The organism is Georgenia sp. SYP-B2076, assembly GCF_003991205.1.
GTDB lineage: Bacteria > Actinomycetota > Actinomycetes > Actinomycetales > Actinomycetaceae > Georgenia.
Genome location: NZ_RXOZ01000033.1, coordinates 131,819 through 156,803, shown reverse-complemented (window position 1 = coordinate 156,803; position 24,985 = coordinate 131,819). Strand labels below are relative to the sequence as shown.

26 protein-coding genes and 2 tRNA genes are annotated in these 24,985 nt (G+C 72.9%); 13 read left to right on the top strand and 15 right to left on the bottom strand.

The features are described from left to right. Positions 1–216: 216 nt before the first annotated feature. The 4 genes from clpX to tig all read right to left on the bottom strand — a co-directional run bounded on the left by clpX (position 217) and on the right by tig (position 4,837). A complete protein-coding gene (clpX, locus tag EJK16_RS14860; RefSeq protein WP_127130657.1) occupies positions 217–1,494 on the bottom strand; it encodes an ATP-dependent Clp protease ATP-binding subunit ClpX in 1,278 nt (425 codons plus the stop codon). 193 nt (positions 1,495–1,687) lie between these two features. Continuing rightward, the gene (locus EJK16_RS14855; protein ID WP_127130904.1) at positions 1,688–2,335 is read right to left on the bottom strand and encodes an ATP-dependent Clp protease proteolytic subunit; all 648 of its coding nucleotides are present in this window, start codon (positions 2,333–2,335) and stop codon (positions 1,688–1,690) included. 74 nt (positions 2,336–2,409) lie between these two features. Beyond that, positions 2,410–3,018 (bottom strand): ATP-dependent Clp protease proteolytic subunit, encoded by a 609-nt coding sequence (locus EJK16_RS14850; RefSeq protein ID WP_240646105.1) that lies wholly within the window; start codon positions 3,016–3,018, stop codon positions 2,410–2,412. A 235-nt stretch (positions 3,019–3,253) separates the two neighbouring features. Continuing rightward, positions 3,254–4,837 (bottom strand): trigger factor, encoded by a 1,584-nt coding sequence (gene tig, locus EJK16_RS14845; protein WP_127130902.1) that lies wholly within the window; start codon positions 4,835–4,837, stop codon positions 3,254–3,256. A gap of 613 nt (positions 4,838–5,450) precedes the next feature. Between tig and EJK16_RS14840 the strand changes: the two genes are divergently transcribed. Both EJK16_RS14840 and EJK16_RS14835 read left to right on the top strand, forming a co-directional pair. Continuing rightward, positions 5,451–5,957, top strand: coding sequence for an OsmC family protein (locus EJK16_RS14840; RefSeq protein WP_127130653.1), 507 nt, complete (start codon positions 5,451–5,453; stop codon positions 5,955–5,957). 427 nt (positions 5,958–6,384) lie between these two features. Continuing rightward, positions 6,385–7,263 (top strand): ABC transporter permease subunit, encoded by an 879-nt coding sequence (locus EJK16_RS14835; protein ID WP_164737362.1) that lies wholly within the window; start codon positions 6,385–6,387, stop codon positions 7,261–7,263. Between the two features lie 222 nt (positions 7,264–7,485). On the opposite strand, the gene EJK16_RS14830 is transcribed toward EJK16_RS14835, so the two are convergent. Beyond that, positions 7,486–7,559 (bottom strand) — tRNA-Pro (locus EJK16_RS14830). Positions 7,560–7,735: 176 nt separating this feature from the next. Here EJK16_RS14830 and EJK16_RS14825 point away from each other — a divergent pair. Further along, positions 7,736–7,809 (top strand) — tRNA-Gly (locus EJK16_RS14825). Positions 7,810–7,964: 155 nt separating this feature from the next. Here the strand turns inward: EJK16_RS14825 and rpmF are convergent. From rpmF to rpmG, 3 genes are all read right to left on the bottom strand, one after another. Continuing rightward, on the bottom strand, positions 7,965–8,132 hold the full coding sequence (gene rpmF / locus EJK16_RS14820; RefSeq protein WP_127130649.1) for a 50S ribosomal protein L32: 168 nt from the start codon (positions 8,130–8,132) through the stop codon (positions 7,965–7,967). A gap of 165 nt (positions 8,133–8,297) precedes the next feature. Continuing rightward, positions 8,298–8,555, bottom strand: a complete 258-nt coding sequence (locus EJK16_RS14815) for a type B 50S ribosomal protein L31 (protein WP_127130647.1) — start codon at positions 8,553–8,555, stop codon at positions 8,298–8,300. 66 nt (positions 8,556–8,621) lie between these two features. Next, the gene (rpmG, locus tag EJK16_RS14810; protein WP_127130645.1) at positions 8,622–8,789 is read right to left on the bottom strand and encodes a 50S ribosomal protein L33; all 168 of its coding nucleotides are present in this window, start codon (positions 8,787–8,789) and stop codon (positions 8,622–8,624) included. Positions 8,790–8,963: 174 nt separating this feature from the next. On the opposite strand from rpmG, the gene EJK16_RS14805 reads away from it, so the two are divergent. The 7 genes from EJK16_RS14805 (at position 8,964) to epsC (ending at position 14,940) form a co-directional block, all read left to right on the top strand. After that, the gene (locus EJK16_RS14805) at positions 8,964–9,605 is read left to right on the top strand and encodes a YigZ family protein (RefSeq protein ID WP_127130643.1); all 642 of its coding nucleotides are present in this window, start codon (positions 8,964–8,966) and stop codon (positions 9,603–9,605) included. Between the two features lie 221 nt (positions 9,606–9,826). Further along, positions 9,827–10,348 (top strand): PadR family transcriptional regulator, encoded by a 522-nt coding sequence (locus EJK16_RS14800; RefSeq protein ID WP_127130641.1) that lies wholly within the window; start codon positions 9,827–9,829, stop codon positions 10,346–10,348. Beyond that, a complete protein-coding gene (locus EJK16_RS14795; RefSeq protein WP_127130639.1) occupies positions 10,345–11,145 on the top strand; it encodes an alpha/beta fold hydrolase in 801 nt (266 codons plus the stop codon). Before EJK16_RS14800 ends, EJK16_RS14795 begins: the two co-directional genes overlap by 4 nt. A gap of 55 nt (positions 11,146–11,200) precedes the next feature. Then, a complete protein-coding gene (locus tag EJK16_RS14790) occupies positions 11,201–11,560 on the top strand; it encodes a GntR family transcriptional regulator (RefSeq protein WP_127130637.1) in 360 nt (119 codons plus the stop codon). Further along, a complete protein-coding gene (locus tag EJK16_RS14785; protein WP_127130635.1) occupies positions 11,557–12,567 on the top strand; it encodes a DUF1648 domain-containing protein in 1,011 nt (336 codons plus the stop codon). The genes EJK16_RS14790 and EJK16_RS14785 overlap by 4 nt, the downstream gene beginning before the upstream one ends. An 848-nt stretch (positions 12,568–13,415) precedes the next feature. Further along, the gene (gene cysK / locus EJK16_RS14780; protein ID WP_127130633.1) at positions 13,416–14,351 is read left to right on the top strand and encodes a cysteine synthase A; all 936 of its coding nucleotides are present in this window, start codon (positions 13,416–13,418) and stop codon (positions 14,349–14,351) included. Position 14,352: 1 nt separating this feature from the next. Then, a complete protein-coding gene (gene epsC, locus EJK16_RS14775) occupies positions 14,353–14,940 on the top strand; it encodes a serine O-acetyltransferase EpsC (protein ID WP_240646088.1) in 588 nt (195 codons plus the stop codon). A 126-nt stretch (positions 14,941–15,066) separates the two neighbouring features. Here the strand turns inward: epsC and EJK16_RS14770 are convergent, their stop codons facing one another. Next, complete coding sequence (locus EJK16_RS14770) at positions 15,067–16,110, bottom strand: Fpg/Nei family DNA glycosylase (protein WP_127130631.1); 1,044 nt, start codon at positions 16,108–16,110, stop codon at positions 15,067–15,069. Continuing rightward, positions 16,103–16,486, bottom strand: a complete 384-nt coding sequence (locus EJK16_RS14765) for an MGMT family protein (protein ID WP_127130629.1) — start codon at positions 16,484–16,486, stop codon at positions 16,103–16,105. The genes EJK16_RS14770 and EJK16_RS14765 overlap by 8 nt, the downstream gene beginning before the upstream one ends. 21 nt (positions 16,487–16,507) lie before the next feature. On the opposite strand from EJK16_RS14765, the gene EJK16_RS14760 reads away from it, so the two are divergent. Both EJK16_RS14760 and EJK16_RS14755 read left to right on the top strand, forming a co-directional pair. Continuing rightward, positions 16,508–17,242, top strand: a complete 735-nt coding sequence (locus tag EJK16_RS14760; RefSeq protein ID WP_127130627.1) for a hypothetical protein — start codon at positions 16,508–16,510, stop codon at positions 17,240–17,242. Positions 17,243–17,305: 63 nt separating this feature from the next. After that, positions 17,306–18,610: a GNAT family N-acetyltransferase gene (locus EJK16_RS14755; protein ID WP_240646087.1), complete on the top strand. Its 1,305-nt coding sequence runs from the start codon at positions 17,306–17,308 to the stop codon at positions 18,608–18,610. Positions 18,611–18,677: 67 nt separating this feature from the next. On the opposite strand, the gene EJK16_RS14750 is transcribed toward EJK16_RS14755, so the two are convergent. Continuing rightward, positions 18,678–19,133: a ribose-5-phosphate isomerase gene (locus EJK16_RS14750; RefSeq protein ID WP_127130623.1), complete on the bottom strand. Its 456-nt coding sequence runs from the start codon at positions 19,131–19,133 to the stop codon at positions 18,678–18,680. 126 nt (positions 19,134–19,259) lie between these two features. Between EJK16_RS14750 and EJK16_RS14745 the strand changes: the two genes are divergently transcribed. Beyond that, a complete protein-coding gene (locus tag EJK16_RS14745) occupies positions 19,260–21,278 on the top strand; it encodes a M13 family metallopeptidase (protein ID WP_127130621.1) in 2,019 nt (672 codons plus the stop codon). 58 nt (positions 21,279–21,336) lie between these two features. Here EJK16_RS14745 and EJK16_RS14740 read toward each other — a convergent pair whose 3' ends face one another. The 4 genes from EJK16_RS14740 to EJK16_RS14725 all read right to left on the bottom strand — a co-directional run bounded on the left by EJK16_RS14740 (position 21,337) and on the right by EJK16_RS14725 (position 24,884). Beyond that, complete coding sequence (locus EJK16_RS14740) at positions 21,337–22,563, bottom strand: MFS transporter (RefSeq protein WP_127130619.1); 1,227 nt, start codon at positions 22,561–22,563, stop codon at positions 21,337–21,339. A gap of 6 nt (positions 22,564–22,569) precedes the next feature. Beyond that, positions 22,570–23,139 carry a hypothetical protein gene (locus tag EJK16_RS14735; RefSeq protein WP_127130617.1) on the bottom strand — a complete coding sequence of 190 codons (570 nt, stop codon included), beginning with the start codon at positions 23,137–23,139 and terminating at the stop codon, positions 22,570–22,572. Positions 23,140–23,189: 50 nt separating this feature from the next. Further along, positions 23,190–23,819 (bottom strand): DsbA family protein, encoded by a 630-nt coding sequence (locus EJK16_RS14730; RefSeq protein ID WP_127130615.1) that lies wholly within the window; start codon positions 23,817–23,819, stop codon positions 23,190–23,192. A 93-nt stretch (positions 23,820–23,912) separates the two neighbouring features. Then, on the bottom strand, positions 23,913–24,884 hold the full coding sequence (locus EJK16_RS14725; protein ID WP_127130613.1) for a plastocyanin/azurin family copper-binding protein: 972 nt from the start codon (positions 24,882–24,884) through the stop codon (positions 23,913–23,915). Positions 24,885–24,985 lie beyond the last annotated feature (101 nt).

The window sequence follows — 24,985 nt, the reverse complement described above, 5'->3', positions numbered from 1 at the left end:
CCACGGCCGCGCCGTCGGCCCGCACCGCGGGGCCCCTCGGCCCGCTCCCGCGCCGATGCTTGGCCGCTCCCGCGCCGCTCGCGGGGCGCCCCAGGGGCGCTCTCCCGGGGCGCCCCTGGAGCGTTCCCGGGCGCACTCCCGGGCCGGTCCCGGCCCCCGAACGCGCCTGGCCGGACCGCCCAGAATGGGCGGCCCGGCCAGGCGTCGATGCTGCGGTCAGGCGGTCTTCTCGCGCGGCGTGCGCCGCTTCGTGACCGCCTCGCGGGGCACGAGGGTGGGGTTGACGTTCTCCAGGACCACCTCGCGGCTGATGACCACGCGGGCGACGTCGTCGCGCGAGGGCACCTCGAACATCACCTCGCGGAGGACCTCCTCCATGATCGCCCGCAGGCCACGCGCGCCGGTGCCGCGCAGGAGGGCCTGGTCGGCGATGGCCTCCAGCGCGTCGTCGGTGAACTCCAGCTCCACGCCGTCGATCTCGAACATGCGCTGGTACTGCTTGACCAGGGCGTTGCGCGGCTCGGTGAGGATCCGCACCAGCGCCGACTGGTCCAGCGTGCTCACGGTGGCGACGATGGGCAGGCGGCCGACGAACTCCGGGATGAGGCCGAACTTGTGCAGGTCCTCGGGGCGGACCTCACCGAAGAGGTCGACCTCCTGGTCGGCGGAGCGCAGCGGCGCGCCGAAACCGATGCCCCGGCGTCCGGCCCGCGCGGAGATGATCTCCTCCAGGCCCGCGAACGCGCCCGCCACGATGAACAGCACGTTGGTGGTGTCGATCTGCAGGAACTCCTGGTGCGGGTGCTTCCGGCCGCCCTGCGGCGGCACCGACGCCTGCGTGCCCTCGATGATCTTCAGCAGGGCCTGCTGCACGCCCTCGCCCGAGACGTCGCGGGTGATCGACGGGTTCTCGCTCTTGCGCGCGATCTTGTCGATCTCGTCGATGTAGATGATGCCCTTCTCGGCCTTCTTCACGTCGAAGTCCGCGGCCTGGATGAGCTTGAGGAGGATGTTCTCCACGTCCTCACCGACGTAGCCGGCCTCGGTCAGCGCCGTGGCGTCGGCGATGGCGAACGGGACGTTGAGCATCTTCGCCAGGGTCTGCGCGAGGTAGGTCTTGCCCGTGCCCGTCGGCCCGATGAGCAGGATGTTCGACTTGGAGATCTCGACGCTCGTGTCGTCCTGGGCGGAGTTCTCCTTGGCCTGGACCCGCTTGTAGTGGTTGTAGACGGCGACGGCGAGCGACCGCTTGGCGGGGTCCTGCCCGATGATGTACTCCTCGAGGAAGTCGAAGATCTCCTTCGGCTTGGGCAGGTCGACCAGCCCGAGCTCGCTCGACTCCGCGAGCTCCTCGTCGATGATCTCGTTGCACAGGTCGATGCACTCGTCGCAGATGTACACACCCGGGCCTGCGATGAGCTTCTTGACCTGCTTCTGGCTCTTCCCGCAGAACGAGCACTTGAGCAGGTCTGCCCCTTCACCTGTGCGAACCACCGGGCCCCACCACCCTCTCGTCTCGTCCACCTACAACGTGCGGCCGCGCCGGCCGTACCTCACCATTCCACACCACGCGGCACATGTCTGTCCTGCCCGCCGCGCGGACATCCCGGGTGCGGAGACGCCCGGGCCGCGTGCGCGCCCGAATCCGGACGGCACGCGCCCGGGCGTCACCCCCGGAGCGACCCGCTCAGGCCTTCGTGAGCACCGGCGTCTTGCGCGACTCGAGCACCTGGTCCACGAGCCCGTACTCCTTGGCCTGCTCGGCCGTGAGCATCTTGTCGCGCTCGATGTCGAGACGGACCTGCTCGACGGGCGTGCCGGAGTGCATCGCGATGGTGTCCTCGAGCCAGGTGCGCATGCGCAGCACCTCGTTGGCGTGGATCTCGATGTCCGAGGCCTGCAGGTAGCCGCCGCCCTCGAGGGAGGGCTGGTGGATCATCACGCGCGCGTTGGGCAGCGCCAGGCGCTTGCCCGGCGAGCCGGCGGCGAGCAGCACCGCGGCGGCCGAGGCCGCCTGGCCGAGGCACACCGTCTGGATCTGCGGCTTGATGTACGTCATCGTGTCGTAGATCGCCGTCATGGCCGTGAACGAGCCGCCCGGGGAGTTGATGTACATCGTGATCAGGCCGTCCGGGTCCTGGCTCTCCAGGACGAGGAGCTGTGCCATCACGTCGTCGGCGGAGGCGTCGTCCACCTGCACCCCGAGGAAGATGATGCGGTCCTCGAAGAGCTTGGTGTACGGGTCCTGCCGCTTGTACCCGTAGGCCGTGCGCTCCTCGAACTGGGGGAGCACGTACCGCGAGGACGGCATGGCCGGGGCGGTGGACGCCGGCATGGCACCGGTCTGGGCGAGGAATGGGCTGTTCAAGGGAACTCCTGGGGTGAGAGGGTCGACGTGGCTCGGGGGCGTCACTTCGTGTTGGTGCCGCCGCCGCCGGGCACGGAGGAGGAGCTCTCGACGACGTGGTCGACGAAGCCGTACTCCAGGGCCTCAGGGGCGGTGAACCAGCGGTCCCGGTCGGAGTCCTTGTTGATCTGCTCGACCGTCTTGCCGGTCTGCTCCGCGGTCAGCTCCGCCAGCGTCCGCTTCATGTGGAGGATCAGCTCGGCGTTGATCCGGATGTCCGTGGCCGTGCCGCCGATGCCGCCGGACGGCTGGTGCATCAGGACGCGGGCGTGCGGGGTGGCGTAGCGCTTGCCCTTCGTGCCGGAGGAGAGCAGGAACTGCCCCATCGAGGCGGCCATCCCCATGGCGACGGTGGAGACGTCGGGCTGGATGTACTGCATCGTGTCGTAGATCGCCATGCCGGCGGTGATCGACCCACCCGGCGAGTTGATGTACAGGTAGATGTCCTTGTCCGGGTCCTCGGCGGACAGCAGCATCATCTGGGCGCAGATGGCGTTCGCGTTCTCGTCGCGGACCTCCGAGCCGAGCCAGATGATGCGCTCCTTGAGCAGCCGGTTGTAGATGTTGTCGTTCAGGCCCATGCCTGTCGTCTCGGTCCTGGCCTGCGGCATCTGCTCGCTCACGTGCATGCTCCTTCTTGCCCGGGTGTCGACCCCGGCGTCTCGACCGGTTCTGGTCCGTGTCTGGACACTAACGCCGCCACCCACCAGATCCTTTCTCCCGACCGCCCTTTTCGCTCACGGCGCACGTTCACCGAGCGGTGCACCGCCGGCCGCCCCGGTACGCGGACGGGCCCGGCCCCCGTGGGGGTCGGGCCCGTCTGTGACGCCGGGTCTGGAGGGAGGGCTACGCCTCGTCCGCCTTGGCGGCCGCCTTCTTCGCGGGTGCCTTCTTGGCCGGGGCCTTCTTGGCGGGGGCTTCCTCGGCCTTCGCCTCGGTGTCGGCCTTCGCCGTCTTCTTGGCCGGGGCCTTCTTGGCCGGGGCCTTCTTGGCGGCGGGCTTCTCGGCCGTCGCCTCGCCGGCCTCGTCGGGCGAGTCGGCGGACTCGGGGCTCTCGGGCGAGTCCGCGGACTCGGCCGACTCGGCCGACTCGGCCGACTCGGCGCTCTCGGCCGACGCAGCGGCGTCCTCGGGGCCGGCGGCGTCGAGCTCGTCGGAGCCGATGAACTCGCTCAGGTCGACGACGTCGCCGGCGCCGTTCTTGACGACGACCTTGCGCAGCGCGACCGCGAGGGCCTTGTTGCGCGCGATCTCGCCCATGAACGCCGGGAGCTGGCCGGTCTGCGACGCGGCCTGGATGAACTGGTTGGGCTCCATGCCGTACTGCTGGGCGTTGGAGATGAGGAACTCGAGGAGCTCGTTCTGGGTGACGCCCACGGAGAGCTCCTCGACGAGGGTGTCGAGCAGCAGCTGGTCGCGCATGAGGTCGGTGATCTCCTCACGCACCTCCTCGCCGTGCTCGTCGCCCTCCTCCTTGCCCTCGGCCTCGAGGTGGCGCTTGATCTCGGCCTCGACGACGCCGGCCGGGACCGGGAAGTCGGTGGCCTCGCGCAGGCGCTCGAGGAGGCGGTCACGGGCCTGGACCGCCTGGTCGGCGGCCTTGTCCTTGGCGACCTGGGCGCGCAGGTCCTCGCGGAGCTCCTCGATCGTGTCGAACTCGGAGGCCAGCTGGGCGAAGTCGTCGTCGGCGGCGGGCATGTCCCGCTCCTTGACAGCCGTCGCGGTCACGGTGACCTCGGCGTCCTCACCGGCGTGCTCGCCGCCGGCCAGGGCCGCGGTGAAGACCTTCGTCTCGTTCGCGCTCGCGCCGGTCAGTGCCTCGTCCAGCCCGTCGAGCATGTTGCCCGAGCCGATCTGGTAGGAGACGCCGGAGACGGAGTCGACCTCCTCGTCGCCGACCTTGGCGGTGAGGTCGATGACGACGAAGTCGCCGTCGGCCACGGGGCGGTCCACGCCCACCAGGGAGCCGAAGCGCTCGCGCAGGGCGTCCAGGCGCTCGGCGACGTCGTCGTCGGTCACCGTCACGTCATCGATGGTGAGCTCGATGCCGTCCAGCGCGGGCAGCGTGATCTCGGGCCGGATGTCGACCTCGGCCTCGAAGATCAGCTGGCCGCCCGGGGCCCCGGTGACCGAGGGGATCTCGGTGACGTTGATGCTCGGCTGGCCCATGGGCTTGATGTCCGTCTCCGCGACGGCCTGGTTGTAGAACCCGGGGACGGAGTCGTTGACGGCGTGCTCGATGACGGCGCCGCGCCCCACGCGCTGGTCGAGGATGCGGGGCGGGACCTTGCCCTTGCGGAAGCCAGGCACGTTGACCTGCTCCCCGATGTGGGAGTAGGCGTGGTCGAGGCTCGGCTTGAGCTCGTCGTACGACACCTCCACGGTCAGCTTGACCCGGGTGGGCTCAAGGTTCTCGACGGCGCTCTTCACTGCGGTGCTCTCCACTCATCGGATGGACGGTCGGGTTTTCCCGCCGGAGGACGACGGGGAAGGTCATGCCTGCTCGTGGCACCTCGCCGGGTTGCCCAGTGGGCAGACCGACCAATCCTAGGTCACGAGGGCAAGTTCGAGCACCATCGGTGGCCAGAAGCCGTCCGGTCACGGCGGTCAACGGACCCGCCGTCCGGGTGCTGCGGCGCCTACGCCGCCCGGCCGAGCGCCCGGCTCGGCGGGCGGCAGGCGAGGTCCACCTCCGGCAGGCCCAGCGCCGCGGCGTGGCAGGCGCAGCACACGTGCTCGGCGCGCCCGCCCCTCGGCGGCGTCACGAGCTGGACATGCCGATGGCGCCCCAGCTCGCCTGTGCACCGTTCACATGTCGTCGGGCTGATCACTCTCGTCATCGCCACATCATGTGTGAGGACGGTCACATGCGCACGGCGAGGACAATGGGCCCGCGAGCACGCCGCCCAGCCCAACCAAGCACGCCCCCGCGCCGCGGCCGGTGAGTCCGCCGGCGCGGTGGGCGGTGGCCGAGGTGCCACGCCTCCGGACACGGGCGCCCCTGAGGCTGGCCCACCCGCAGACCCGCGCGGATACTGGCGCCATGGACGCCGCGGAGCTCAGGGAGCGGCAGCGGCCGCTCAAGGACCGTTACCGCGAGGACCCGCGGGCCGCGCTCACGCCGCTGCGCGCGCACGGAACGTTCGCGGACGGCGGGATCACCGCGACGGTCGGCAGCTGGGCGGGACCGGTACGGGCCGGGTTGCACCGGGCCACCGGCGGGGACGGCTCCGACGCGTGCTCGGGGGACATGCTGCTCGAGGCGCTGCTGGCCTGCGCCGGCGTCACCCTGCGCAGCGTGGCCACCGCCCTCGGGGTCGACGTCCGCGCGGCGGAGCTGGTCGCGGAGGGACGCTTCGACGCGCGGGGCACGCTCGGCGTGGACCGGGCCGCACCCGTCGGCGTCACCGACGTCGTCCTCACCGTCACGCTGGACACCGACGCGACCGACGAGCAGCTCGAGAAGCTGGGGACGCTGACGGAGCGCTACTGCGTGGTCGGCCAGAGCCTGGCCACGCCGCCGACGATCGAGGTCCACCGGGGCGGTTAGTGCGCGACGGCGTGCGCGGTCGCCCGACCCGCCCAGGACCGCCCTGGTCCGCACGGAGCGGGCCGGCGTCCACCCGCGGGCGGACCCAGGTCAGGCGGCAACGCCACGACCGGCGAGATGACGGTCAACGAGACCGGCACCTCGATCGTGTGACCCGCGCCGGCCGGGCATGTGGATCGAACGCGGATAGGGCTGAGATCACGGTTCTGGGGAAACCCGATCGACGATATCGGAGTATTTGGCGCTTTCTGGACCGGAAATGGCCCATGATCGCTGTTCATGTGGCCCTTTCGCAGTTCGTTCCAGGGGGCTGCGTGCGTTCACCCGCAGCACGCCGGGCCTCGAGGATGCCCGTTTGAACCTCACGCGGGACGCGGAGGGACACACCTTCGGTACTACGCCGTCGGTTACAGGAAGGCCTGATCCGATGAGCCCCGTCACCACATCCCCGGCCGTCGCGTCGCGCCGGCACCTCCGCGACGTTCATCCTCGTCTCACCTTCGGCGGGACCTTGCGTTCGGAGTGGATCAAGCTCTTCTCGTTGCGCTCGACGTGGTGGACGCTGGGGTTGACCGTCGTCCTCATGTCGGGCTTCGCCCTCCTGCAGGCCTACGGGGTGGGGCTCATGCTCGATGGTCGGATCCCCGCCGGAGCGCCCGGCGCCACGAGTGAGCAAGCCGCCTCGTTCGAGATCATCGGTGCAGAGGTCGTCACCGGGGGGTACCAGGTCGGGGTGCTCACGGTCGCGGTGCTGGGCGCCCTGCTGCTCACAGGGGAGTACTCCACCGGCATGATCAGGTCGACCCTGAGCGCGGTGCCTCGCCGGCTGAGCATGCTGGCCGCCAAGGCACTGACCATCACGGTGGTGACGGTGGGTGTCAGCGTCGTCGGCCTCGTGGTTGCGGCCCTGGTCTCGGCGCCCCTCCTGTCTGGCCACGACCTCGTGCCGGCACTGGACGACGCCCGGACGTGGCAGGTCGTCGGCGGTATGACGTACTTCTTTGTGGTGGCCGGCCTGTTCGCCCTCGGTCTCGCCGCGATCATCCGCAGCACCGCTGGGACGATCACCGCTGTCGTGACCGTGCTCCTGCTGCTGCCGGGCGTCCTGCAGTTCGTCAACCTCGACTGGGTCCAGGACGCCATGACCTACCTGCCACTGCCTGCGGCGACGTCGTTCCTGTCGGTCAGCAACGCGTTCTCGGCTGCGTCACCGCTCGCCGCGTGGGAGGGCGTGGGAGTCGTGGGCGCCTACGCCGTCGTGGCTCTCGGAGCCGGCGCCGTGGTGCTGAGGCGCAGGGACGCGTGACACCGGGCTCGCGGCGACACGGCGGCGCTGTCCGCGCGCGACCCGGCAGATCGGTTCGCCTGCGTAGCCGGCCGCTTGCGACACGGGCGCCGGCGACGATGCCGGCGTCCGGCCGAGTTGGCGGTGCCTGGCGACCTGCCTGCACCTGGCCGGTGCACCTCGCAGCGCGCGCCTCGAGCTGAGGGTCCGGGCTGTAGGCGGTGTCTTGCGACTTCACAGCGGTCGGGATGGCGGGATTCGAACCCACGACCTTCCGCTCCCAAAGCGGACGCGCTACCAACCTGCGCCACATCCCGTCGCGCCGGTGACGGCGCCACCGAGATTGTACGGGTCCGACGGGCGTCCCCCGCGCCGTCCGGCCCCGGCACGTCCGCACGGCCCGCGGAGACCACGGGGGCCATCCCGGTCGCCGTCGTGCGCCGGTGCGGAGGTACCCGTCAGATCTGGTTAGAATCCTCGTGCGGGATCCCCCGCGGGTGTAGCTCAATGGTAGAGCCTCTGCCTTCCAAGCAGATGGTGCCGGTTCGATCCCGGTCACCCGCTCCATCTGGCACGACATCCACGACGAAGCCCGAACCCTCCTGGGTTCGGGCTTCGTCGTTCTCCGGGCCGCGGTCGCGTCCGGACGGCCCGCCGCCGGGCAAGCGAAAGGCCCCCTCACCGAGTCGGTGGGGGGGCCCGTCGTCAGGCACTGGTGAGGGTCAGCCCTCGACCAGCATGCCCTTCTGGTAAGCCTTGGCCAGTCGCCGCGGCACCTTGACCTCGCGGCCCTGGACGCGGATGACGACGAGCTCGGTGAGCGCCGCCTTCCACTGGGACCGGCGAGAGCGGGTGTTGCTGCGGGACATCTTGCGCTTCGGAACTGCCATGCCCTTGCCGCTCCTTCCGTACGTAGAGGGATGTTGCCGACGACTACCCTCCCACGTGGAAGGACCGTCTAGCCAACCTGGACAGCCTACACCGGGTGTGACATTGGCCGCGCATGCCCCCCGAAAGCCGTCGGGCGGCCCGCCGGGCGCGGCGCGGGTCGCCAGTTATTTGTTCTCCGGCCGCTTGCCGTAGCGCTGACGGAACTTCTCCACGCGGCCCGCGGTGTCGACCACGCGCGAGCGGCCCGTGTAGAAGGGGTGCGAGGCCGACGAGATGTCGACGTCGACCACCGGGTAGGTGTTGCCGTCCTCCCACTCGATGGTCTTCCCCGAGGTGAGGGTCGACCTGGTGAGGAAGGCGAAGTTCGCCGAGGAGTCACGGAAGACGACCGGGGCGTATGCGGGGTGGATGTCCTTCTTCATGACCTGTCCTTGTCGATACGGGTGCAAGGGCGACGCCGGCCCCTCCGGGTCGCCGTCGCGACGTCGTCACCGTTCCTCGCGGAACTCCACGTGCTGACGGGCCACCGGGTCGAACTTCCGCAGGACCAGGCGGTCGGGCTCGTTCCGCCGGTTCTTGCGGGTGACGTAGGTGTGCCCGGTCCCGGCGGTGGACCGCAGCTTGATCACGGGTCGCAGCTCGGTGCTCTTGGCCATCGGCGCGTCCCCTCTCTGTTGAACGGGTGCCGGGGTCGTTCCCGACGCCTGTAGAACGCGGGGCGCGGCGGGACATTCCCACGCCGGGATCGCGGCGGTCACGGTGGTCGCGGGTCGGCGCGGTCGCGGTAGCCGTAGGTTGGGGCCGGTCGGCGCGCGCGGCGGGATACTCGGATGGTGAGCGACCTCCGGCTGGCCCGCGGCGACGACGTGACCGCGACGACGGAGGTGCGCCGCTCGCGCTTCCTCACCGTACTGCGCCGCATCGACGACGAGGGCGACGCGCGGCGTCTCGTGGCCGACGCGCGCGGCCGGTACCCGGACGCGCGGCACCACTGCTCCGCGTTCGTCGTCGAGGTCCCCGGCGCGAACCGGGTGGAGCGCTCCTCGGACGACGGCGAGCCCGCCGGCACCGCGGGGATGCCCATGCTGGAGACGCTGCGCGGGTCGGGACTGAGCGACGTCGGGGCCGTCGTCGTGCGCTACTTCGGCGGGGTCAAGCTCGGCACCGGCGGGCTCGTGCGGGCCTACTCCGACGCCGTCCAGAGGGCGCTGGAAGTCGCCCCGGTGGTCTCCCTCGAGCGCCTCGGGCTGTGGGAGGTAGACCTCCCCCATGCCGCCGCAGGCCGGATCGAGGCCGAGCTGCACGCGCGCGGGGTGAGCGTCTACGACGTCGCGCACGGCGCGTCCGCCGTCCGGCTCACTCTGGCCGCCGACGACGGCGAGGCCCTCACGTCTCTGCTCGCCTCCCTGACCTCGGGCGCCGCCGCACCCCGGCCGGCGGGCACCACCGTCGTCGAGCACCCGGTCCGCTGACCGCAGGCCCGCTCTCCCGCCGCCTCGCCCGATCCGCCGCCACCTCCCCCGCCGCCGCCGACAGCGGCCGCGCGGCGCCGGGAACGCGAGCGCAGGCGCGAGCGACGGCGGGCGCAGGCACCGCGAGCGCGAGCGAGCGCGCGCAGGCACCGGGACGCGAGCCTCAGCGCGGGGAACGCGCATAGACGTATTATCGACTAGTTGTGTGGTCTACTATGCGCATGGTGCTTGCACGACTGATCCTCGGCCTGCTCAACATCGCGCCCATGACCGGTTACGACGTGAAGAAGCACGTCGACTCGACCATCCGCCACTTCTGGGCGGCGGACAAAGCCCAGGTCTACCGCACCCTCGCCGGCCTGGTGAGGGACGGTTACGCCACCGTCGAGGTGGTCCCGGGGGTCGGCCTTCCCGACCGCCAGGAGCACCACATCACCGAGGCCGGCCGCCGCGCGCTCACGGAGTGGCTCGCCTCCGACCTCACGCCCCACGCCGAGCGGGAACCGTTCCTCGCGCGGATCTTCTTCGCGGGGAGCCTGGGCAGGGAGCAGGTGCTCGACCTCCTTCGCGAGCGTCGCGCACAGGCTGAGGTCCTGCTCACGGAGCTCACGGCCAGGCGCGCGCGCCACGCCGAGGCCCACGACCGCGGCGGCTATCTCATGCTCGCCACCCTGGAGAACGGGCTCACCCACGTCCGCGCCGAGCTCGAATGGCTGGACACCGTCGAGAGGAACCTGCCATGACCGCCCACGCCTCGGCCCGACCAGGCGGCTACCCCGTCGAGCATCCTTCATCCGGTGCGCACGCCGGCACGACGATCGTCTTCCTGCACGGCGGCAACGTCGCCAACTGGATGTGGGACCCGCAGGTCACCGGCCTCGCGGACTTCCACATCCTCACGCCGCACCTGCCCGGGTTCGGCGACCGCGCGCACGAGCGCTGGGACAGCCTGGCGGCGACCGCCGCGGACGTCGCGCGGACCATCGCCGCGCACGCACGCGGGGGGCGGGCGCACGTCGTCGGCCTCTCCCTCGGCGGGGTGGTCGCGACACGCCTGCTGGCCGAGCACCCGGAGGTGGTGGAGTCCGGGCTGATCAGCGGGGTGCCGCTCACCGGGGTGCACGGAGGCACGCGGCGGCTGGGGAACGCGCAGCTGAACCTGTGGGACAAGAGATGGTTCTGGCACGCCCAGTCCCGCGCCTTCGGCCTGCCGGAGGACTCCCGCAGCCTCTTCGTCGACCACGGCCTCACCGTCACCAAGGACAACGCCGTGCGCATGATGAGAGAGGTGTTCGACGGCGGCACACCGGCGGGACTGGGTGCCTACCGCGGGCCGCTGCTCGCCGTCGCCGGCGGCAAGGAGCCCGCGTCGGTCCGGCGCTCGTTCCCCGACCTGCTTCGCGCCGTGCCGCACGCCCTGTGCCGTATCGCGCCCGCTATGCACCACGCGTGGAACGTCGAGGACGTCGGGCTGTTCAACGACGTCGTCCGCCACTGGGTCCGCGACGCGGTGCCGGACCCGCGGTTGCGGCCGGCATAACCGACCGGGCCGGAAGCGTATTGCTCTAGTTGCGCTAGAGCAATACTCTGTCCGTATGTTGCTCCGCATCGACCCGACCTCGCCCCAACCGCTCTTCGAGCAGCTGGCGGGGCAGGTGCGCACCGCCGTCGTCTCCGGCGACGCCCGTTCGGGCGACCGGCTGCCCTCCGCGCGCGATCTCGCCGCGTCCCTCGAGGTCAACCAGCACACCGTCCTGCACGCCTACCAGGTGCTGCGCGACGAGGGCCTGCTCGAGCTGCGCCGCGGCCGCGGTGCGGTCATCACGGCCCACGCGGCCGAGCGCTACGAACAGCTGCGCCGGGCGATCAGCCAGGTGCGCGACGTCGCACGGGAGCTGAACATGCCCCTGTCGGCGGTCGCCACGATGATCGACACACCCGAGGAGAAGCGATGAGCGTGGCCGACACCACCCGCGCGCCCCTGCCCCATCGTGCGCGGGCGTGGCTGTTCGGTGTGGTCGTCCCCGCGGCCGTGATCGCGGCGGGGTGGGGCCTCGTCCTGAGGTGGGTCCCGCGCCTGCCCGAGCAGGTGGCGCTGCACTGGGGCGTCGGGGGCGTGGACCGGGTCGGCCCCGTCCGAGAGCTGTTCATCACCACCGGCGTGATCAGCGGGACGAGCTTCGTCGTCCTGGCGGTGCTGTCGCTGACCGTGGGTCGTACCGCGCTGACGCGCCGCATGGTGCTGGCGCTGGCGACCGGGACCGCCGTGTACTTCACGGGCATCCTCGTCGCCCAGGCCGCCGCACAGCTGGGGCTGGACGACCCCCACCGCGCGGCCGTCCCCGACCTCGGCCTCGCCCTGGCCACCGCGGCCGCCGTACTCGCCGGTTTCGCGGCCGGCCTGCTCGCCGGCGCCGACCCGGAGCGTCCCACGACCGCCCCCGTGCCCGACGGCGCCAGCCGGGCCACGCTCGGCGCGCACGAACGGGCGGTGTGGGCGCACCGCGTGAGCGCCGGCCATCGCGTGCAACGGTGGGCCTGGGCGCTCGGCGCCCTGTACGTCGCCCTCGGCATCGCCCTCGGCGTCGCGGCGGAAAGCTGGTTCGTCTTCGTCATCTTCGTGGCGGTGCTGCCGCCCGTGCTCACGATGTTCGTGTGGGACGTCCGCGTGGACGCCTCGGGCCTCACCGCCAAGGGGGCGCTGGGCTGGCCCCGCCAGCACGTCCCCTCGGCCGAGATCGAGCGAGCCGAGGTCACGGAGGTCAGGCCGTTCCGCCAGTTCGGCGGCTGGGGGCTGCGCATCTCCCTGGACGGCACGGTCGGCGTGGTGGTCCGTGCTGGCGAGGCCATCGCCGTGCACCGCACCGGCGGCCGCCGTTTCGTCGTCACCGTTGACGACGCCGCGACGGGCGCGGCGCTGCTCAACACCTTCGCCGAGCGCTCCCGCGCCGGCGCCCGGTGAGCCGCCGGGGCTGCGCCTCGGGGGCTGACGGTTCCGCCTCTCCCCCGGGCTGACGGTTCCGCCGCTCCGCCAGGCTGACGGTCGTCGCCATCTGCGGCCGCGTCGTCGGACCTGGTTCTGCTGGCGCGAGTAGAAGGTGTCGGGGCCCGGCACGGCGGGCCCAGCGAGGCCCGCACGCGGCGAGGTTGCGAGGCCGGCGCGCGCAGCGACGCCGTCGCGCACGGCGGGCGCAGCGGGGCGCGGCGGAGTGTCGCGGCGAGTTGCGAGGCCAGCAGGCGCGGCCGGCCGGCGAAACCGGCGGGCGCAGCGCGCGCCGGCCTGCGGGTCCGCGGGCGGGGCGACCTCTGGGCCCATCGATGACGCGCCCAGATCCACCGCCGGCGCACCTCCGGGTCTACGGATGGCGCAACCGGCAGGTTCACCGACCACGCAGCCTCCAGAAACCCGACCGCGCGTGCGCAGAGCTCGCCCGCGCCTGCGCCCACGCCCGGCGGGGCGCCGTGCGTGTGGTGCACGTCGCACGCTAAGGTGGTTGAGGCTTCAAGGTCGGCGCTCCACGTCGGCCAGCGCCAGCCCGGGGGCCGACCGATGTCGGCGTGCCGTCGCCGGTTCGCCGCCGGCCCACCACGGAAGTGAGGACGCCGCTGTGAGCGAGACGCTCGTCGCCCGTTCCGTCGTCGTGCTGTCCTCCTGCCGCCCCGTCTGTCTGTAGAGCGCCCGGCTCAAGCGTGCGACCCCGCATGCCTGGCGCTCCAGCCCCCGCGGGACCACCGCCGGTCCCACGCACCGATCTCACCATTCGGGCCGAGACCCACCGGCCCGGTATCGCATCCAGGAAGAGGAACACCATGGCCACGATCTACAACGACGTCACCGAGCTCATCGGGCGCACCCCGCTCGTCCGCCTCAACAGGATTACCGACGGCGCGAACGCCACCGTCCTCGCCAAGCTCGAGTTCTACAACCCGGCCAGCTCCGTCAAGGACCGCATCGGCGTCTCGATCGTCGACGCGGCCGAGGCCTCCGGGCAGCTCAAGCCCGGCGGCACGATCATCGAGGCGACGTCGGGCAACACCGGCATCGCGCTCGCGATGGTCGGCGCGGCCCGCGGCTACAAGGTGGTCCTGACCATGCCCGAGTCGATGAGCAAGGAGCGCCGGGCGCTGCTGCGCGCCTTCGGCGCCGAGCTCGTGCTCACCCCGCCGGCCGCCGGCATGAAGGGCGCCGTGGACAGGTCCGAGGAGATCGCCGCCGAGCGCGAGGGCGCCGTCCTGGCCCGCCAGTTCGCGAACGAGGCCAACCCGGAGATCCACCGCAAGACCACCGCCGAGGAGATCTGGGCCGACACCGACGGCCAGGTCGACGCCGTCGTCTCCGGCATCGGCACGGGCGGCACCATCACCGGCGTCGGCCAGGTGCTCAAGGAGCGCAAGCCCGGCGTGAAGATGTTCGCGGTGGAGCCGGCCGAGTCCCCGATCCTCAACGGCGGCCAGCCGGGCCCGCACAAGATCCAGGGCATCGGCGCGAACTTCGTGCCCGAGATCCTGGACACGAGCATCTACGACGAGGTCCTCGACGTCGACGCCGAGACCTCCGTGACGTGGGCCCGCCGCGCCGCGACCGAGGAGGGCCTGCTTGTCGGGCTGTCCTCCGGGGCGGCGCTGGCCGCGGCCGTGAACATCGCCCACCGCCCGGACATGGCCGGCAAGACGATCGTCGTGATCATCCCGTCGTCCGGCGAGCGCTACCTCTCCACCATCCTGTTCGAGGGCCTGGTCGACTGACGTGCACGACTCTCACCTGCCGTTCCGCCAGCTGCTGCTGGAGGACCTGCAGGCCGCGCGCCGCCGGGACCCGGCGGCGCGCACCCTGGTGGAGGTCGCGCTCGCCTATCCCGGCGTGCACGCCCTGTGGCTCCACCGCCTGGCACACCGGATGTGGCACGCCAACCCGCTCCTCAAGCTGCCGGCCCGGCTGCTCTCGCAGTTCGCGCGGGCGCGCACCGGGATCGAGATCCACCCGGGCGCGTCGCTGGGCCGGCGGCTGTTCATCGACCACGGCATGGGCGTGGTCATCGGCGAGACCGCCGAGGTGGGCGAGGACGTCGTGATGTTCCACGGCACCACCCTCGGCGGGGTTTCCATGAGCCGCGGCAAGCGCCACCCCACCGTCGGCGACCGCGTGGTCATCGGCGCCGGCGCCAAGGTGCTCGGCCCGGTCACCATCGGGTCCGACGCCAAGATCGGGGCGAACGCCGTCGTCGTCAGGGACGTCCCGGCCGGCGCCGTCGCCGTGGGGATCCCGGCCCGGCCGCGCTCGGCGCCCGCCGCGCTCCAGCTCGACCCCTGGGCGGACCCGGCGCTGTACATCTGAGCGCGTCCCGCGCCGTTCCGACGCCGGCGCGCGGCCCGTCCCCGCGCCGCACCCGCCCGGGGTCCGACGCCGGAGCGCGGCCCGTCCCGGCCCGCACCCCGCCCACTCGGCGCGCGCCTGGCCGCCCTACGACCGGCGCGGTGCGCGCTGGCAGCGCGGGCACCAGAACAGCCGGCGCCCGGCCATGGGCGCCTCGGACACCTTGCTCCCACACACGAGGCACGGCCGCCCGGAGCGGTGGTAGACGTACCACCGGTCCTCGGGGTCGCGGCGGTCCTCCGGCCGGGTCGTGACGATCCGGCCCGTGGCCACGCCGTCGGCCATGAGGACCGCGAGGTCGTCCCAGATGGCGCGCAGTCGCGCGGCGGGGACGTCCCGCCCCAGGCGCAAGGGGTGCACCCGCGCGCGGTAGAGCGCCTCGGCACGGTAGATGTTGCCGACCCCGGCGATCACCGACTGGTCCATGAGCAGCTCGCCGATCGCGCGACGCCGCGCACGCACCGCGCGGACGAACGCCTCGCGGTCGCCGTCGGCGCGCAGCGGGTCGGGGCCGAGGCGCGCGTGGACCGCGGACTTCTCCACGTCCGTGATCACCTCGCAGGCCGTCGGGCCGGTGAGGTCGGCGACCCCGTGCTCGCCGAGCAGGCGCACCCGCACCGCGCCCCGCGGGTCGGGCGCGTGCCAGGGTGCCGCCGTCCCGGGCCACCCGCCGTCAGGCACTCCGGGCGTCGACGGGCCGGGAGCGTCCGCGTCGGCGAGGTCCACGCCCCCGTCGGCGAGGTCCATGCCCTCGTCCTCGTCGGGTGAGGCGGCGAGCGGCGTCTCCTCCTCCCCCACCCGTCGCCGCGGGGCGCCGATGGCGTGCGGCGCGTGGAACGTCTCGTCGCCCGCGAACGTCCACGACCCATACAGCCCCAGGTGGACGCGCAACCACCGCACGTCGTGGCCGCCGGGCCCGTCGGGGTGGTCGGCCGAACGCGGCGCGCCGTCCGGCGCGAAGGCGAGGAACAGCTGCTTGCCGTGCGCCTCGGTGCCCCGCAGGACCGTGCCGTCGAGCAGGGCGGCGCCGTCGGCGAACCGCCCCTGCGGCGAGCTGACGGCGAGGCTCTGCCCGCCGAAGAGCTCGCCGAACGCGTGCGCGAGCCGGTGGACCGTGTGTCCCTCAGGCACTGGCCCCGCCCCTCGGGTCGTCGTGGGCGGGCAACCCGGGTGGGGCCTGCCAGCACTCCGGCGCGTCCCACAGGGCGCGGCGCAGCTCCACCTTTCCGCCGACGAGCGGGCTCATGGGTGTGCCCTCCTCCCGGTAGTGCGCCAGGGCGCTGGCGCGCAGCGCCCGCGGAAGGGTGCCGTCGGCGCGCACCACCCGCCACCACGGCACCTCGGCCCCGTAGGTCGACATGATGGTTCCCACATGCCGCGCGTGGCTGCGGCCCGTGCGGGCGTGGACGGCCTCGGCGACGAGCCCGTACGTGGTCACCCGCCCCGGGGGGATCTGCTCGACGACGTCGAGCACGAGCTCGGTCAGGTCCGTCCGTTCTGGGTGCACCCGCTTATGATCGCAAGCACGATGAGCCAGCACACCACCAACGCCGCCGCACCCGCCCCCGCCGACGACCCCTACCGCTGCGAGCACTGCGACGACTCCGTCCCCCACAAGCACCTGGACGTCCGGGCTGTGGTCGACGCCGCCCGCGAGGGCGCCCGCCGGCACGCGCTGTGGATGCTCGTCGTCGCCGGGGTCCTCGCCGCCGCCGCCCTCACGGCCGGGGTGGCGGCCGCCGGCGCGCCGGCGGCGATCGGCGCGCTGGCGACGACAGTCGGCGGCTGGCTCGTGGCCACCGCGGTCGCGGTGATGGTGGTCGGGCTCGCCCGTGCCCGGACGTCGGACACCCGCGCGCTGGTGCTCGGGTCGCTGGCCTCGGCCGCGCTCCTGCCGCTCGTGGCCCTCGCCGTGGCGCTGGTGGTCGGCGGATGGGTGGGCGCGGTCGTCGCCGGGGCCGCGTGGCTGCTGTGCGGCGCGGTGGCCGAGGGGGTGCGGGCGCGCTCGTGGCGGGCGCTGCTCCTGGCGCCGGGTGACGCCGGGGAGCACGCGCGCGGCGCCGCCGTCGCCCAGCGCCGGCCGGCGGGGGTCCCCGAGCTCGCGCGCTGGCTCGTCCAGGGCGCGCTGGTGGCGGTGTGCGCGGGGCTGACGGCGCTGCTGCCCGTCGTGGTCGTGGTGCTCGTCCCGCTGAGCATGGTCCTCGCCGTGGGAGCCGCCCAGCAGGCGGTCCGGCGGCAGACGGTGCGCCCGGCCGGCGCCTGACCGCGACCAACCCGAGGAGCGGGCCCCACCGGCCGGCCGCGACGGAATGTCATGATTCCTCGCGTGAACACCCACGCCGGCGCGACCGAGGCCATCGCCCCCCACGTCTCCCTGCCCGCCGGGTACCGCCTGGCCGTCCTCGACGACGAGGCGGACCGCAGCGCCATGCTCGACGTCGACGAGTGGGCGTTCGCGGAGGAGCCGGAGCCTGACGACGCCGCGGTCATGGTCTGGCCGCTGGAGCCGGGTCGCTCCGTCGGCGTGTGGGACGAGCGCGACGGCGCCTCGCCGCGCCTCGTCGCCACTCACTCGTCCTACGCCTTCGCGCTGCCCGTGCCGGGCGGCGCGCGTGTCCCCACCGCGGGGCTGACGTGGGTCAGCGTGCACCCGGGCCACCGTCGCCGCGGGCTGGCGCGGGGGATGCTCACCGCGCACCTGCGCGGTTCCCTGGCCCGCGGCGAGGTCCTCTCGACGCTGAACGCGGCCGAAGTCGGCATCTACGGCCGCTACGGCTACGGCGTCGCCACCCAGCACCTGCACATGACCCTGCCGCGCGGCGCGGCCATGCGCGAGGTGGCCGGCGCCGACGAGCTCGTGGTCGACCTCGACCGCGCCGACGCGGCGCGGCACGGGCCGCTCGTGGACGGCGTGCACCGCGCCGTGGACCGCCCCGGCTGGATCACCCGGGACAGCCCGGCGCTGCGCGGCCGCCCGCTGCGGGACCGCCCCTCGGACCGGCGGGGGGCGGAGGCGCTGCGCATCGCCGTCGTCCGCGCCCCCGCCGGCGAGCCGCGCGGCTACGCGCTGTTCCGCCGTCGTTCCGTCTGGTCGGGCTCCCACCTGCCCCAGGGCGTGGTGCAGGTGCGTGAGGCCGTCGCGCTGGACGCGGCCGCCGCCCGCGCCCTGTGGGCCGCGCTGGTGGACCTGGACCTCATGGGCACCGTCGAGACCGGGCACCTCGCGCCCGACGACGCGCTCCACGGCCTCCTCCTGGACCACCGCGCGGCACAGGCGATCACGCACGACGACGTCTGGCTGCGTCTGCTGGACGTGCCCGCGGCACTCGCCGCGCGCCGCTACCAGGCCGGCGTCGACGTCGTGCTCGAGGTCCGTGACGCCGTGCTGGCGAGCAACGACGGCCGCTGGCGGCTGCGCGGCGGACCGGACGGCGCGACGGCGGAGCGCACCGACGAGCCGGCGGGCCTCGCGCTCGACGTCGCCGACCTCGCCTCGGCGTACCTCGGCGGGACGACGCTCGGCGCGCTGGCGCTGGCCGCCCGCGTCACCGAGCTCGTGCCCGGCACGCTGGCGCCGGCGTCGGCGGCCTTCGCGTGGCCCGTCGCGCCGGCCACCAGCTGGGGCTTCTGACGCACGACCGCCCGTCGAGCCGGCGCCCGGACGGCCGGCCCGGCGGGCGCGCCTACAACGAGCGGGCTCAGCGGGTACGGGTGGCCTCGTACTCGAGGAGCTGGTCGATGCGGCGCTGGTGGCGGGCCTCGCCCGAGAAGGGCTCGGCGAGGAAGGCGTCGACGATCGTGGTGGCCTCCTCGAGGCTGTGCATGCGGCCGCCGAGGGCGACGACGTTGGCGTTGTTGTGAGCGCGCCCCAGCTTCGCCGTCTCGACGTTCCATGCCAGCGCCGCACGCACGCCGACCACCTTGTTGGCCGCGATCTGCTCGCCGTTGCCGGAGCCGCCGAGGACGATGCCGAGCGAGCCCGGGTCCGCGACGGTGGCCTCGCCGGCGGCGATGCACATGCTGGGGTAGTCGTCCTCGGCGTCGTACGTCAGGGCGCCGTGGTCGACGACGTCGTGACCGGCCGCCTGGAGGTGCCCGACGAGCGCGGCCTTGAGCTCGAACCCGGCGTGGTCGCCGGCAATATGGATACGCATAGGGGTCATTGTGCCAATGTTCACGGGCACTTCACGCCAGCGACCACCGTCGGGCCCCGTGGCCGGGGCGCCAGGGTGCCGCCGGCCCGCGAGACCCGCCCGGGCCCGCTGCCGTAGGGTCGGAGGATGACCACGACGAACGTGAGCTCTCCCGTCCCCATGAGCGACCTCGAGGCCATGGACCGCGCGGTGCGCCCGCAGGACGACCTCTACCGTCACGTCAACGGCACGTGGCTGCGCGAGCACGTCATCCCGGCAGACCGGGCCCGTGACGGCTCGTTCCACGCCCTGCGCGACCTCTCCGAGGAGCGGGTGCGGGCGATCATCGACGCCGCGGCCGGCGGTGAGGGGCCCGCCGAGGGCAGCCCCGAGAACGCCAGGAAGATCGGGGACGTCTACGCCTCCTTCATGGCGACCGAGCGCATCGAGGCGCTCGGCACGGCCCCGCTGCGCACGGACCTCGAGCTGCTCACCGCTGCCCTCGACCGGGAGGCGCTCACCCGGGCCATGGGGGCCCTGCAGCCGACGGGCGTGACCGGCGGCGTCGGGTACGGGGTCGACACCGACCTCAACGACCCGGAGAGCTACATCGTGTTCTTCTGGCAGTCCGGCCTTGGGCTGCCGGACGAGTCCTACTACCGCGAGGAGGCCCACGCGGCCACCCGCACGGCCTACGTCGCGCACGTGGCCTCGATGCTGGCGCTGAGCGGCCTGGTGACCGAGGGCGAGGCGATGGGCGCGGCCGAACGGGTCATGGGCGTCGAGACGGCGCTCGCGGCCGGGCACTGGGACAAGGTCCGGTCGCGCGAGGCGGACCTCATCAACAACCCCATGACGTGGGACGAGATGGTCGCCACCGCGCCCGGCTTCGACTGGGAGCTGTGGCGCGCCGCGCTGGGGGTGCCCGACGGCGCCTTCGACCACCTCATCGTCGCGATGCCCTCGTACCTCGTCGCGTTCGCCGCGGCCTGGGAGTCGCTCGACGTCGACTCGCTGCGGATGTGGCTCACGTGGCACGTGGTCCACGCGCGCGCGCCGTACCTGCCGCAGGCCTTCGTGGAGGAGAACTTCGACTTCTACGGCCGCACCCTCACCGGCGCGGAGGAGCTCCGGGAGCGCTGGAAGCGCGGCGTCGCCCTCGTGGAGGGGGCCCTCGGCGAGGCGGTCGGCGAGCTGTACGTGGCCCGGCACTTCCCGCCGGACCACAAGGCCGCGATGCAGCGCCTGGTCGACAACCTCATCGCCGCCTACCGCGAGTCGATCTCCTCCCTCGACTGGATGAGCGAGGAGACGAAGGCGCGGGCGCTGGGCAAGCTCGACGCCTTCACGCCCAAGATCGGCTACCCGGACAAGTGGCGCGACTACTCCACCCTCGAGGTCCACGCGGACGACGTGCTGGGCAACGTGCGGGCCGCGAACCTCTTCGAGGAACGCCGCGACCTCGCCAAGCTCGGCAGGCCCATGGACCGTGACGAGTGGTTCATGCCGCCGCAGATGGTCAACGCCTACTACAACCCGACGATGAACGAGATCGTCTTCCCCGCCGCGATCCTCCAGCCGCCGTTCTTCGACCCGGCGGCCGACGACGCGTGGAACTACGGCGGGATCGGCGCCGTCATCGGGCACGAGATCGGCCACGGCTTCGACGACCAGGGCTCCAAGTACGACGGCACCGGCCGGCTCACCGACTGGTGGACGGACGCGGACCGCGCGGAGTTCGAGAAGCGCACCAAGGCGCTCATCAGCCAGTACGACGCGTTCTCACCCGCCCAGCTGGACGGCTCGCACCACGTCAACGGCGCCCTGACGATCGGGGAGAACATCGGCGACCTCGGCGGGCTGTCCATCGCCATCAAGGCCTACGACATCGCGTTGCGGGCCGGCGGCCTCGCCGGGCTCGCCGACGCGCCGGTCATCGACGGCCTCACCGGGCTGCAGCGGGTGTTCGTCTCCTGGGGCCGGATCTGGCGCGAGAAGGCCCGCGACGCCGAGGTCATCCGGCTCCTGACGATCGACCCGCACTCCCCCGACGAGTTCCGCTGCAACGGCGTGGTGCGCAACATGGACGCCTTCGTCGAGGCGTTCGGCGTGCAGGACGGCGACGCCCTGTTCCTCCCGCCGGAGGAGCGCGTGCGCATCTGGTAGCCGCCGCGCAGCGGCCCGGGCCGGCTCCCCCGTGCGGGATGCCGGCCCCGGTGCCGGGTCAGCCGATCATGTCCGAGGGGCCGGGCGGGCCGGCGCGCCGCTCCAGCAGTCGCGCGAAGCCCGCCACCGCCAGGCCCGCCAGCGCGAGGGCGACCCCGGCCCACGCCGGGGCGAGGTAGCTGTACCCGGCGGCGATGACGACGCCGCCGACCCACGCGCCCAGGGCGTTGCCGATGTTGAGGGCACTGTGGTGCAGCGCCGCGCCGAGCGAGGGTCCCTGCCGGGAGACGTCCAGCAGGCGGGTCTGCAGCGCGGGCCCGATCAGCTGGCTGGCCACGGCCACGAGCAGCACGAGGAGGATGGCCGGCACCGGGCCGGTCGCCCAGAGGGCGAAGGCGGCCAGCGTGACCGCCATGGCGGCGAGGCCGCCGAAGATCGCCCCGAACAGGGACCGGTCCGCGACCCGCCCGCCCAGCAGCGTGCCCAGCGTCATCCCGACGCCGAACACGGCGAGCACCCAGGGCACGTCGGTCTCGCTGATCCCGGCGACCTGCGTCATCGACGGCGTGATGTAGCTGTAGACGGCGAACATGCCCCCGAAGCCGACGGCACCCGTGGCCACCGCGAGCCACAGCTGGCTCGAGCGCAGCGCGCTGAGCTCCCGGCGCGCCGAGGCCCCCGGGCGCACCGCCACCGGCGGGACCCAGCGCCAGATGGCCAGGAAGGCGAGGACGGCGACGGCGGTGACGAGCCAGTACGCCGAGCGCCAGCCGAGGCCCTGGCCCAGCGCCGTCGAGATGGGCACGCCCAGCATGGTCGCGACGGTCAGCCCGACCATGACCAGGGAGACGGACCGGGCCCGGCGCTGCGGCGGGGAGATCGCCGAGGCGACGAGCGCGGCGATGCCGAAGTACGCCCCGTGCGGCAGGCCGGCGAGGAAGCGCGCGGCGAGCTCCGTGGGCAGCGTCGGCGCGAGGGCGGACAGGCCGTTGCCGAGCGCGAGGGCCAGCGCGAGCCCGGCGAGCAGGCCGGTGCGCGGGGCGCGGGGCAGCGCGAGGACGATCGCCGGCGCGCCCACGACGACGCCGAGCGCGTACGCCGAGACGAGGTAGCCGGCCTGCGGGATGGTCGCGTCGAACGACTCGGCGATCCGGGGCAGGAGCCCCATCGTCGCGAACTCGGTGGTGCCGATGGCGAACCCGCCGACGGCCATCGCGAAGATGGCGGCCGCGAGCGCGCGGGGGCCGAGGGCGCCCTCGAGCGAGGCGCTACGGGTGAGGGTCATCTGCGGCTACGAGAGGGTGTAGCCGGCGCGGCGCACCGAGAAGGAGTAGCCGGTCTCGTCGTGCACGCAGGACATGCCGTCCCTGGTCGAGTCGCAGGTGAAGCCGTTCTTGCTCTGCTGCCGGCCGTAGTCGAGGGTCGCGATGCCCGTGGCATCGATCGTGAGGTCCTGGCCGGAGGTGTCGCACACGAGGGAGGCGCCCTCGGCGGTGACCTCGACGAAGTGCCCGACGGTGCCCGGGCACGCCGCGACCTCCGCGGCGGGGATCCGCTCGGCGAAGTCGAAGCTGGCGATCCCGCACAGCGCCCGCTCGGCGCCGATCGCGCACGCGATGTTCCCGCTCGGGGCGGCGAAGTCGAAGTCCACGCCGGAGAGGTCCTCACCGACCGGCGCAGCCGTCGGGCTGGGTGTCGCGGGGGCGGGCTCCTCGGGAGCGGTGCTCGCCGACGCGGCCGCCTCGCCCGGGCCCGCCATCCGCATGAGGAGGAGCACCACGAAGACGAGTACCAGCACGGCGGAAACCGCAACCACGGCCGTCTCACCCGTCCGAAGCCTGCCGGTCCCTGCCTGTGCCATCAACTCTCCTTGCTCGTCCCCGGGATCGGGCCACGTCACGCTACGCCATGTCAGTCGAAGACCGGGCCCGAGGTCCGTGTGCGCTTAATCTCGTAGAAGCCGGGGGTGGTGGCCACGAGGACGGCGCCGTCCCACAGCCGGCCGGCGGCCTCCCCCTTCGGGGCGGGCGTGACGACGGGACCGAAGAAGCCCACGCCGTCGACGGCGACGACCGGCGTGCCGACGTCCTCGCCGACGAGGTCGATGGCCTCCTGGTGGGAGGCGCGCAGGGACTCGTCGAGCTCGTCGGTGGTGGCGTATCGCGCCAGGTCACGGGGCAGGCCCACCTCCTCGAGCGCCTCGTCGATCACGGCCGCGAGGTCGTCACCGCGGCCGCCGGGGTGGATGCGGGTGCCGAGGGCGTCGTAGAGCGGCTTGACGACGTCCTCGCCGTGGAACTGGCGGGCGGCGTTGACCACGCGGACCGGTCCCCAGGCGCGCTCCATGAGGCGGGCGTACTCCTCGGGCAGGTCCCGACCCTCGTTGAGCACCGACAGGCTCATCACGTGCCAGCGGACGGTGAGGTCGCGCACCTGCTGCGCCTCGCCGATCCAGCGGGAGGTCATCCAGGCCCAGGGGCACATGGGGTCGAACCAGAAGTCTGCGGTGTGGGCGGTCGTGGTTCCGGTGGTCTCGCTCATGCCCCCCATCTTGCGCCACCGGACGGGGCCGTCGCTCATCGGTGTCGCCCAGCGGGCAGGGCCGCGGGGCGACACCGGTGCGTGCGCGGCGCGTCAGCGGTTGACGACGACGGTGCCGACCATGCCCATGTCGTCGTGGAGGGTGCAGATGTAGGTGAACGTGCCGGCCTTGTTGAAGGTGACCGTGAAGTTCTGGCCCGGGGGCAGGATGGCGGAGTTGAGCTCGCCACCGGTGAAGTTCGTCGGGTCGCCCACCGGCGGCGCGAAGATCGAGTCCGGCTCAGGCCCGAAGGTCACGGTGTGCGGGACGAAGTAGCTGTTGAGGCTGCTGTCGAAGGTCACGGACTCCCCGACGTGGACGGTCACGTCCTGCCGGACGAACCGCATGACCATGGCCGTCTCGTCGGCGGCGCCGATGAACACCCGGTGGCTCGTCGCCTGCTCCGCGGCACGGCTGCGCAAGGCGCGGCCGTCGGCGAGGATCTTCGCGGTGGCCTTGCGCGCCTGGGAGTCGTAGGCCTTCTGGGTGTGCGGGTACGCCGTGCCCGCCGGCCGCACGTGGACCGTCCCGCGCATCGTCCGCCCGTGGACGACGCAGTAGTAGGTGAAGTCGCCCGTGGTGGTGAACGTGAGCTTGTACGTGTGCACCGACGTGGCGTCCAGCCCGGTGTCCTCCATCGTCGACATGATCCCGGAGTTCAGGTAGGTCGTGCCGTCGTGGTTGTCTCCGCCCTGCCGGTTGAGGTGCCGCGGGTCCATGGGGTTGAACTCCGGCAGCGCCTCGCCCGGCGCCAGGAAGGTGACCGTGTGGATCTCTGCCGAGTTGGCCCGCCACCTGATGGTGTCGCCGACGTTGATCCAGATCTCGTCGGGGAGGAAGGCCATCCCCTCGATGGCCATGTGCTCCGACTCCTGCCCGACGGCGACGGACCAGGTCCGCGCGTGACCGGCGACCCGGTCGTCGGCGTCCGCCCGGGACGGCGACGCGACGAGGAGCACGAGCAGGAACGAGGTCATGACGGCGAGGACCGACCTGGGGCGGCCGGCCCTCCGGTGTGACAGCATGTTTGCCTCCGATGGCCGTGGGACGTCGGTGGTCGGCCTCACGGCTCCCCGGATGGACCCGGACGAGCCGTGGACGCGCAAGTGCCTCAGCGGGTCGCCGA